General features: G+C 54.5%; 9 protein-coding genes and 1 riboswitch. Of the genes, 3 read left to right on the forward strand and 6 right to left on the reverse strand.

Features of this window, described 5'->3' with window-relative positions:
* Window positions 1-226: 226 nt before the first annotated feature.
* Window positions 227-301, reverse strand: a riboswitch (cyclic di-GMP riboswitch).
* Window positions 302-453: 152 nt separating this feature from the next.
* The 5 genes from H8Z83_RS16785 to H8Z83_RS16805 form a co-directional block, all read right to left on the reverse strand.
* Window positions 454-657 carry a transposon-transfer assisting family protein gene (locus H8Z83_RS16785; protein ID WP_187016117.1) on the reverse strand — a complete coding sequence of 68 codons (204 nt, stop codon included), beginning with the start codon at window positions 655-657 and terminating at the stop codon, window positions 454-456.
* Window positions 647-1414: a YodL domain-containing protein gene (locus H8Z83_RS16790; protein ID WP_187016118.1), complete on the reverse strand. Its 768-nt coding sequence runs from the start codon at window positions 1412-1414 to the stop codon at window positions 647-649. The genes H8Z83_RS16785 and H8Z83_RS16790 overlap by 11 nt, the downstream gene beginning before the upstream one ends.
* Window positions 1415-1439: 25 nt before the next feature.
* Window positions 1440-1721 carry a type II toxin-antitoxin system YafQ family toxin gene (locus H8Z83_RS16795; RefSeq protein ID WP_187016119.1) on the reverse strand — a complete coding sequence of 94 codons (282 nt, stop codon included), beginning with the start codon at window positions 1719-1721 and terminating at the stop codon, window positions 1440-1442.
* Window positions 1718-1990 carry a type II toxin-antitoxin system RelB/DinJ family antitoxin gene (locus H8Z83_RS16800; RefSeq protein ID WP_187016120.1) on the reverse strand — a complete coding sequence of 91 codons (273 nt, stop codon included), beginning with the start codon at window positions 1988-1990 and terminating at the stop codon, window positions 1718-1720. Before H8Z83_RS16800 ends, H8Z83_RS16795 begins: the two co-directional genes overlap by 4 nt.
* A gap of 260 nt (window positions 1991-2250) precedes the next feature.
* Window positions 2251-2616: a hypothetical protein gene (locus H8Z83_RS16805; RefSeq protein ID WP_187016121.1), complete on the reverse strand. Its 366-nt coding sequence runs from the start codon at window positions 2614-2616 to the stop codon at window positions 2251-2253.
* 65 nt (window positions 2617-2681) lie between these two features.
* Between H8Z83_RS16805 and H8Z83_RS16810 the strand changes: the two genes are divergently transcribed.
* Window positions 2682-3146, forward strand: coding sequence for a hypothetical protein (locus H8Z83_RS16810; protein WP_187016122.1), 465 nt, complete (start codon window positions 2682-2684; stop codon window positions 3144-3146).
* A gap of 638 nt (window positions 3147-3784) precedes the next feature.
* On the opposite strand, the gene H8Z83_RS16815 is transcribed toward H8Z83_RS16810, so the two are convergent.
* On the reverse strand, window positions 3785-5077 hold the full coding sequence (locus H8Z83_RS16815) for an L-cysteine desulfidase family protein (RefSeq protein WP_187016123.1): 1293 nt from the start codon (window positions 5075-5077) through the stop codon (window positions 3785-3787).
* Window positions 5078-5200: 123 nt separating this feature from the next.
* On the opposite strand from H8Z83_RS16815, the gene H8Z83_RS16820 reads away from it, so the two are divergent.
* Together H8Z83_RS16820 and H8Z83_RS16825 are read left to right on the forward strand one after the other, a co-directional pair.
* Entirely contained in the window at window positions 5201-7309 is a 2109-nt protein-coding gene (locus H8Z83_RS16820; protein WP_187016124.1) for a sigma-54 interaction domain-containing protein, read from the forward strand.
* Window positions 7310-7568: 259 nt separating this feature from the next.
* The gene (locus H8Z83_RS16825; RefSeq protein WP_187016125.1) at window positions 7569-8738 is read left to right on the forward strand and encodes a MalY/PatB family protein; all 1170 of its coding nucleotides are present in this window, start codon (window positions 7569-7571) and stop codon (window positions 8736-8738) included.
* The last annotated feature ends 588 nt before the right edge of the window (window positions 8739-9326 follow it).

Genomic DNA, 9326 nt, shown 5'->3' on the forward strand with positions numbered 1-9326 from the left:
TATAACTCTGCCGCTGGAAAATAAATAAACGCTTTCAAGGCATGGCGAACCCATGACTGAAAGCGTCATCTGACTTCATAAAGCGATATTTGCGGACAGCAAAAAACGGCAGAGCATTATAGGTGCTCTGCTCTGCTGTCAGTATATCGCTGGGTATTCACCTTTGTCAACTCCTGTTTCTGGAAAACCTGCAAATCTGCTGACGATAGTAAAACAGCAATTTCTTACTGGCAACTGGCTGACCCGGTGGGTCCCTATAGCTTTGCGTCGCCGACTTGCGCCGGGTTTGCCTATGTATTTTTACAAAAGTTTACCATAGAAATAAATCCTTGCCAAGACGTTTTTGAAAAAAAGGCGAAAAATGTTTTGAAACAGCAAACAGAGGGGAGTGATACACCATAATCACATAGTTGAGGAAAAGAGTATATGTACGCCGCCCGCAGGCGGCAAAAATCAGTCCGGGGGAAATTCCAGCTCGGCAAACTCCGCATCGGTCAGCAGTTTCAACTTTTCGATGACCTGTTCGGACAACTCCCGCAGAGCGGTCTCGTCCGGCATCAGGTAGCACTGCATGAGCCGCAGTTCGTGGATAAGCCCCATCCGGGTGCCGGTGTTGTAGAGCATCATCAGCATGAGTTCTTCATGGTTAAAGTTCATGTTCAGCCCTCGCTTTCCGGCAGACGATGGGGTTGCACTCCGGGGCATCGCACTTCTCCTTGAGAGTTTGCAGAACAGAAGAGCGCTCCTGCTTTTTATCCAGAAACCCCGGCAGTTCCTTGAAGCCGATGCTGTCCACATAATGCGCCGAGATTTTCCCATCCTGATTCAGCATGATCACATCGCTGACCGACAGGCTGTGCCCATGGTAATCCGTCGGGCAGGCGAAGTTGAATTTCTGGTACAGTTGTTCCAGCAGTTCTGCTTGCGGAACGCTGCGCTTTCCTTCCGGGAGATTGCCCCGGTACAGGATCTCGTAATTCTCAATGGACGGAGCAAGGTTCTGCTTATTCAGATAGCGCATGGCGGCAAATCGGAGCGCAGGGTCTGCATCCTGATGCAGCTGCATGACCAGATAACAGTCGTGGCCGCTTTGCTGGAATTGCTTCATACGGTATGACTGTATCTCATTTCGGTCTGCAAGTTTCTGGGTAAACTCCTCTTGCGTGAGCGGGATGCAGTCCTTGTTCCGTAGGTTGTGGGTGTACATAATTTCGTCCCGCGCTTCTTCGATCATCAGTTCAGGTGCGTCAATTTTTCCGCGCTCCAACAGGCAGCAGTCGCCCTGATAGGGTGCATACTCCCATGCGCCGCCGTTCGTTTGCACAGTGAGATAATAATCGTATTCCAGATTCCATGCTCGGCAGTTCTGCTGCGTCAGCGGCTCCGGCTCCACGATGGCATGGCTGCGTGCCATGCGCTCTGCAAATTCCGATTTGTACTTATTTCTTAAAAAGCTCAGAATGTGAACCAAGGCGATAAAGCATCAAAACAAGAACATCTCCACAAATCTCATAAATAAGCAACCAGTCCGGTTCAATGTGGCACTCACGCGTGCCCTTATAGTTGCCTGTAAGGTCATGGTCTCTGTATTTGGCTTCCAGCGTACCGCCATTCGCCAGAATATCGATTACCTCAAACAGCTTATCAAGATTTTTGTTTTGCTTTTTGGCAAGCTTCAAATCCTTTTTAAACTGATTGGTAAACTGAATATCGTATTTCATACGTCGAGAGCTGCCTTGAGCGCATCCATACTGGAATAACGCGAAGCAGAAGGATCTTTCATCATTTTTCGACCTTCCTCAATGGCAGCGGCTGTCGTATCATTCGGTACTTCCAGTTTTAATTCAAAAGGAATACCATGCTCACGGATAGCGGTTCTCAGGAACATATTTACAGCAGTTGTCATATTCAGACCAAGCTCATTGAAGATTTCCTCCGCCTGATCCTTGATTGCCTTGTCTGTACGAATATTTAAATTAGTTGTTGCCATACAGAACACCTCCATTCAAGTATAGTATACTCAAATATGTGTCTAATGTCAACACATTGTCATTATATAAGGCACATAAATTTCGCTAAAATGCATCAAAATCCATCTGCGTAGCGATCTGCGCATAACCTTTGTACTCATCATTGCTGCTTTCTGCGTACATATCGTTCACCATTCCGATTGTGAGTAAGTCAAGATCCCGGATGGAGATGCCGAGCTGTACGCAGCGAAGCAGAAACAATGGTGTGGTCATCGGGCGGTCAGTTGCGTAAAGTTTTTTTAGACTCCACATCCGTCTGGACATTCAGCCCCCACAGCTCGATAATCTTCGGAAGCACCTGGTAGATGGAGAAGGTGCTGAATTCATCAAGCCACTCCTCAGGGCTGTCCGGGATGGAAGGATCCGCATGTTTCGCCATGATGTAGGCGATGTTCTCGAACATCTCAAGAGAGAACATATCGAGGTGGGATGAACCTTCATCACCATTTCCGACTGCCTTTCCGAGCGCATCGAGATCCTTATAGATATCTCGATGGAACTTAATACGATAAATACGCGGAATGGCGGCAGATGCCTTGAATGGCACCTGCTTTCCGTCAATCTCAATCATCTTTGTCATACCCATACGATACTGTTCTTTTCGGTAAGCTCAGTCGCCGCACTATTCCTATGCCTTTTACGCGGGAAGATGTGGATAAGGCTATCTATTATGACTGCTTGTGTTTTAAGGATTTCACATCACCTACTGCCAAATGGTATTCCACCGAAACAAACGAATATAACAATGACCGGCATAAAGCATATGACAAAATGACAGATGTGATTTGTTCAGCAGATAGGCATCTATTTCGCTATGTCTATCACAATGCAGATATCACTTTTGAATGGATGCTCCGACGAAAATTCTATGAAATACGACAACAATTCGGAAATCGTGGTATTTGCTCAGAAACCGCTCAGGAATGGTACAAGGAAGTCTACAAAATCCATCCGCTTTCTGACCTCATTGACAATTTCGATTTGTACTGTTATCTTGGCGTTGAAGATACCGCCTTCTTAGATATGGCTGAAAAGGACGATGCTAGAATATATGCTGTAGATGATTATTCGGAGTTTGATTTTGACACAAAGTGGCCAATACTTTACCCGGATTGATATGAACTAACGTAAAGAGAATCTGGTACTGACTTGGGTTACACTTTGTTCAGAACTTACGCATCCGTTTTATAACTCAGTTCTGAAGATTTTTTACACTCAGTTCTGAGCTCTCGTTTCTCTAGAACTGAGCATAAAAAACAGGGTGCCACCATTATCGGTGGACACCCTGTTTTTATTTTAAAGTCTATTGACTCACACAAATCTACCTATACTTTTAAATTACGCCTCTAAGCAGGTACAGTCTCTCTAAAAAAGACCCACCTATACTTTTAAAAGTTGTCTCATAGCAGGTATACTTTCGTCAGTCACAGTTCTCTACAGAAACGGCTAAAATCTACCTAGATTTTTAAATACCTGTCCCTATGCCATAGCGCCATTCAATAGACAAAAATTCACTCTATCAGCATAACCCAAGTTTTTATCCGCATCCCCTCAGTGGTTTTCCCGACGGGCGCTAACGCTGCGAATATCCTCCGCTGAAGACCCGGCAGCAGCCCGTCATAGGAATTTTCTCCGCTTAGTTGTTGTCCATGCCGGACGCATCAAAGAACTCCCGGAGCCCTTGTACGCAAGGGCTCCGGGAGTTGCTGCTTCAGTGCAATGATACCGTGAATGCCGCTTTTCAGAGGCGGCGTTCAGTCCTCCTGACTTTTTTCCATCATGATCTCCAGAATGGTCCGGTCGGTCTCCACCATGCCCGGGGTGCTGACCCGGCCCATATTGCGGATGGCCTGCTCGGGGGTCGCGCCGCAGATGCCGTCCGTGGACTGGAGGACCACATCGCTCATCGCCAGATAGGCGCACATCATGGCGGCGTTGGTGGCGGTAGCCAGCTTCAGCGCGCAGCCGATCTTGCCGCCGTCGCAGATCATGCCGGTGAGGTTGCCGCTCATATTGATGATGGCCTTGCCGATCTGCTCATCCGTGCCGCCCATGAGCCACACCATAGCGGCCGCGGCAGCCGTGGCGGCGGAAACGCCGCAGCCGCAGGTGGCGGACAGCTTCCCGGTAAAGGACTTGATGTAGACGTTCAGCACGTGGGAGAAAGCCAGCGCCTTTTCCAGCATCTCGTTGGAGGCCCCCAGATGATAGGCCATCTCCACCACGGGGATAACGGCGGTGATGCCGTGGTTGCCGCTGCCGGCGCTGCTCATAACGGCGTAGGGACAGCCGCTCATGCGGCCCTCGGCACTGCTGGCTACCCGCATCATAGTGCGGCTGAACAGGTTGTCGCCCATAGCGCCCTCCGTGACCTGCTTTTGCAGCGCGGCGGCGATGCCGATGCCAAGCCGGTGCTCCAGACCGAAGTCCGCCAGCTTTTCGTTCATCTCCATGCCGTCCAGCATGGGGGCCAGCTCCGCCTCGCTGCACTGATCCACCACGGCCCGGATCTCCGCCACCGTCATGGGCATCAGGCGGGCGTGGATGTCATCCTGTGTACCGGCGCTGTATGCCTTTTCCAACAGAACTTCATCATTCCGCTGGGTGAGGATGATATTGGAGTGGGTGCCCCGGATCTCGCTGATGCCGGTACCGGCCTCCGTGGAGACCTCCGCCCGGACATAGAGCTGCGCCTCGTCATGCTTGATGGCAACGGTGACACGGCGCGCCTCCGCCAGAGCGATGGCGTCAGCGGTGACGGTCTCATCAATGTCCGCCAGCAGCTGCAATCCCTTCTCCGGGTTGCTCAGGCGCGCGCCCAGCGCGGCGGCATAGTTCAGGCCTACCCGGGGGAAACCGGGAATTCCCACGCTCATGCCGTTTTTGTAGATGCCGGGGTTTACCTCCACCTTCACGGAGACGATGTTGCCCCCCACGGCATGATGGGCGTCTGCGGCGGCCAGAGCCACGCATACCGGCTCCGTGCAGCCAAGAGCCGGGACTACCTCCTGGCGCAGCAGTGTCAGCAGTTCTTCTTTGGTGATCATGGAAACGCTCCTCCTTTTTGTTTTTCAGATGCCATATATCAGATCGTCACAATAGAAAGCAGATTCCGTGCCAACTTCTTTTTTGACAAATTCTGCGATTTCTCTTGTAAAACCGCCCGGCCCATGATTAAATGGTTGAAGAAACTGGTCAAAGGAAGTGATTTTGTGGCGACCAAAAAGAAGATCTCCGTCATCGCCTTAGATCCCCGGGCAGGCAAATCCTACGGCGAGGACATCGCCGGACTTTTTTCCGATGTGGCGGATATTTCCGTCTTTTCCATGCTGGACGGCAGCGCCGCAGGCGTTCTGGAACGGGCGGATCTGTTTGTAGCCTCCACGGATGCCTACGGTTCCCCGGAGGAGCTGGCCAAGCACATCCCGCTGGACAGCCAGACCATGGCGATCGAGGCATCCTTCCGGTGGAGCGAACTGCGGAAGCTGAAGGAGCTGCCCGCAGGCAGCAAGGTGCTGTTTGTCAACATGACCGAGACCATGGCCCGGGAGGCCATTGCCCAGCTGGAACAGTTCGGCATCACCCACATCCACTGGATCCCCTTCTACCCCGGTGCGTCGCTGGAGGAGGACGTCCATATCGCCGTGACCCCGGACGAGATGCGCTATGTCCCGCCGAAGATGGAAACGGTCATTGATATCGGCCAGCGGGTCTGCACCTCCGGCATGATGATCGAGATCGCCCTGCGGCTGGGACTGGAGTCCCTGCTGGAGGGGCCTGCTTTTCAGGAGTACGCCCGCAGCGTCGCCACCAGCAACTACAGCTTTGACCAGATGTTTGCCCGGTCCGTCCGTCTGGAAAGTCTATTCCATATTTTATTGGAGAGTCTGGAGGACGGCGTCATCGGCATCAACGAAAAGGGTGAGATCTTCGCCTGCAGCCGTCAGGCAGAGGATATGACCTGCGTCAGCGCGGCGCTGATCCAGGGAAAACGGTGCGAGGAGGTCTTTCCCTATATCCCCTTCGCCGCGTGTCTCCGCGCCCGGCAAACGCTGCCCGCCAAGGTCATCAAGGTCAACAGCGTCAACCTCAGCGTGGAGGTGGTTCCGGTCATCCGGCAGAACGCCTGTATCGGCGCCTTCGCCCTGCTCCAGCGGTTCAATGACGTGGAGGTCCGGCAGAACGAGCTGCGGGGCCAACTGCTCCACAAGGGCTATTACGCCAAATACAGCTTTGACGATGTGATCGGACAGTCGGCGGCCATCCGCAGGACCAAGGAGACCCTGACCCGGATGGCCAACAGTGAAAGTCCCATTCTTCTGATCGGCGAGACCGGCACCGGCAAGGAGCTGTTCGCCCACGCCGTTCACCGGGCCTCCCGCCGGGCGGCCGGGCCGTTTCTGGCCATCAACGTGGCGGCTTTTCCGGAGAATCTGCTGGAAAGCGAGCTGTTCGGCTACGAGGAGGGGGCCTTCACCGGAGCCAAAAAGGGCGGCCGCCCCGGCCTCTTTGAGCTGGCCCACAGGGGCACACTGTTTCTGGACGAGGTGGAGGGCATGAGCCCCGCTCTTCAGATCAAGCTGCTGCGGACCTTGCAGGAGCGGGAGGTCATGCGGGTCGGCGGCAACCGCATCATCCATGTGGACGTCCGCATCGTGGCCGCCACCAACGAGGCGCTGGAACGGAAGGTGCGGGAGGGCACTTTCCGCCGGGATCTCTACTACCGGCTGAACACCCTGCCGGCAGTCATCCCACCCCTGACGGAGCGGGGAGACGATATGTTCCTGCTGATGGAGCAGTTCCGCCGGGAGCTGAACGGCGACTTCCGCCTGACGGAGCCGGTGCAGGACTTTTTCCGCCATCACACATGGCCCGGCAATATCCGGGAGCTGCGGAACGTGGTGGAATACTTCATCTATACCGACCACCGGGACATCACCATGGAGGACCTGCCCCCCACCCTGCTGCTCTCCGGGGACGCCCTCTCCCGTCCGGCGTCCGCCCCGGCAGCGCGGCAGGACGCGCCGGCCCCCTCCATGTCGGATTCCTTCCGGTTCGTGCTCGCCCAGCTGTATGCGGCCTCCGAGGCCAGGACACCCATGGGCCGGGACAAGCTGCTGCAAAAGGCCCGGGAGTCCCATGTTCCCCTCTCTCAGCAGGAGGTCCGGACCATCCTCTCCGAAATGGCGGAGCAGGGGCTGGCCCACGTCAGCCGGGGCCGGGGCGGCAGCCAGCTGACGCCCAAGGGCCGGGAGCTGTGGGAAATCGGTCAAAGATAAACAGCTATAACCATTTATACCAATTCAGCCAATAAAAGCCGATCGTGCGCGGCCCTGTTTTCCGGGGCAGCCGCAGTGTCCGGGAGGGATTTTGGCGATTTGCCAAAATCCCTCCCGGATATTTCATACGCTTTTCCGGTTTCCAATGGGTTTCCTCTCGCGGTCACGCCGCCCCGGTGGTTTGGCACGGTTCTTGCTTAGTAATCAGTCAAAGCACACAGACGTGCCACCGAACACGCAAAGAAAGGATGTGGGAGTCATGCAATATGATTTCGACCAAGTGGTAGACCGGTCCAAAAACCTCTCCGCCAAGTACGACGAGCGGGTCAAGAAGTTCGGCACAGACGATGTGATCCCCCTGTGGATCGCGGACATGGACTTCCGGACCGCCCAGCCCGTCATCGACGCGCTGAAGGCCCGGGCCGAGGAGGGCATCTGGGGCTACACCGCCCGGCCCGCCAGCTATTTCGAGGCCGTGAAGAACTGGCAGAAGCGCCGCAACGGCTGGGACACCGACACGGCCCTCATGAGCTTCAGTCCCGGCGTGGTCCAGACCCTCAGCGTCATGATCCGGCTCTATACCCCCCAGAACGGCAATGTTCTGATCCAGACCCCCGTGTACGGCGAGTTCTATGACATGACTGAACTGGCCGGCCGGCACGTCATTGAAAATCAGCTGGTAGAGCAGGACGGCGCATGGACGGTGGACTGGGCCGACTTCGAGGAAAAGCTCCGGAGCGCGGACATTTTTCTGCTGTGCAACCCCCACAATCCTCTGGGCATCGTCTGGACGGAGGAGGAACTGCGCCGGATGATGGAGCTGTGTCTGAAGCACCACGTTCTGGTGGTCAGCGACGAGATCCATTCCGACCTCATCTTCCACGGCAAGCGCCACATTCCCACCGCCTCCCTCTCCCCTGAGATCGCCGCCAATGTGGTCACCGGCATTTCCGCCACCAAGACCTTCAATCTGGCGGGTCTTCAGGCCAGCACCGCGGTGTTCCCCAACGCCCACATGAAGGCCATGTTCGACAAATTCTGGACCGACATGGATATCCACCGCAACAACGCCTTCTCCGTCACCGCCATGGAGGTGGCCTTCAATGAAGGCGAGGAATGGCTGGAGCAGCTCTTGCCCTACATTTCCGCCAACTTCGACTTTGTGGTAGACTACTGCAAGCAGCACATTCCCAAGATTAGGACCTACGCCCCCGATGCCACCTACCTCATGTGGCTGGACTGCCGGGATCTGGGCCTGAGCAACGAAGCGCTTCATGACTTCATGATCCAGAAGGCAAAGCTGGGCCTCAATGACGGCTGCGCCTTCGGCCGGAGCCTGAACGGGTATATGCGGCTCAATGTTGCCTGTCCCCGCAGCATTCTGGAACAGGCCATGCGTCAACTGGAAACTGCCGTCAACAGCCTGTAAGGCTGGCGGTTTCACGATAAGGCAGCCTCAGAAACGCCGGACGAGCTTCAAGTCCCGAAAAAAGCGCCACGCATACCGAAAAGCGTTGGGTTATAGTAAAATCGCCGGTTCATTGAACCGGCGATTCAGCGTGTCAAAAAAGTCTTTTTGCCCCGCTGAGCAAGTTTTCAGAACTTTCTAAGAGTTCTGAAAACTTAGAATTTCAATGGCGTAGGGAAACAGGCGAAACACCGCCGGTGGCGGATCAAGTGAGCCTGTTTCGAGGAAGGCTCCCAATCAGCGGTTGTGCAGTATCCGCTGATTGGCTTGAGCCGACGGTGTATCCTTTCTTGGGTTTCCCGCGCACACCCTTCACCCGCAAGGGGTATGCGGCATCCGTAAAGCGGCGGAGCCGCTAACGGCTGCCCTACCTTACCGTCGCGGAGAATTTACCACTTTATCGACAGTCTCAGATCCGGTTCCATTGTTACGGCAAGGGTACACCGTCCAATGTGAAGCATTGGGCGGTGAGGAATTGCCGTTCCCTCCTTTCGTGTATTAAAGTTAAGCAATTAAATAACCCGTGGATTTTTCTACGGGTTTTAATTT

It is taken from the genome of Dysosmobacter segnis (genome assembly GCF_014297285.1).
Taxonomy (GTDB): Bacteria; Bacillota; Clostridia; order Oscillospirales; family Oscillospiraceae; genus Oscillibacter; species Oscillibacter segnis.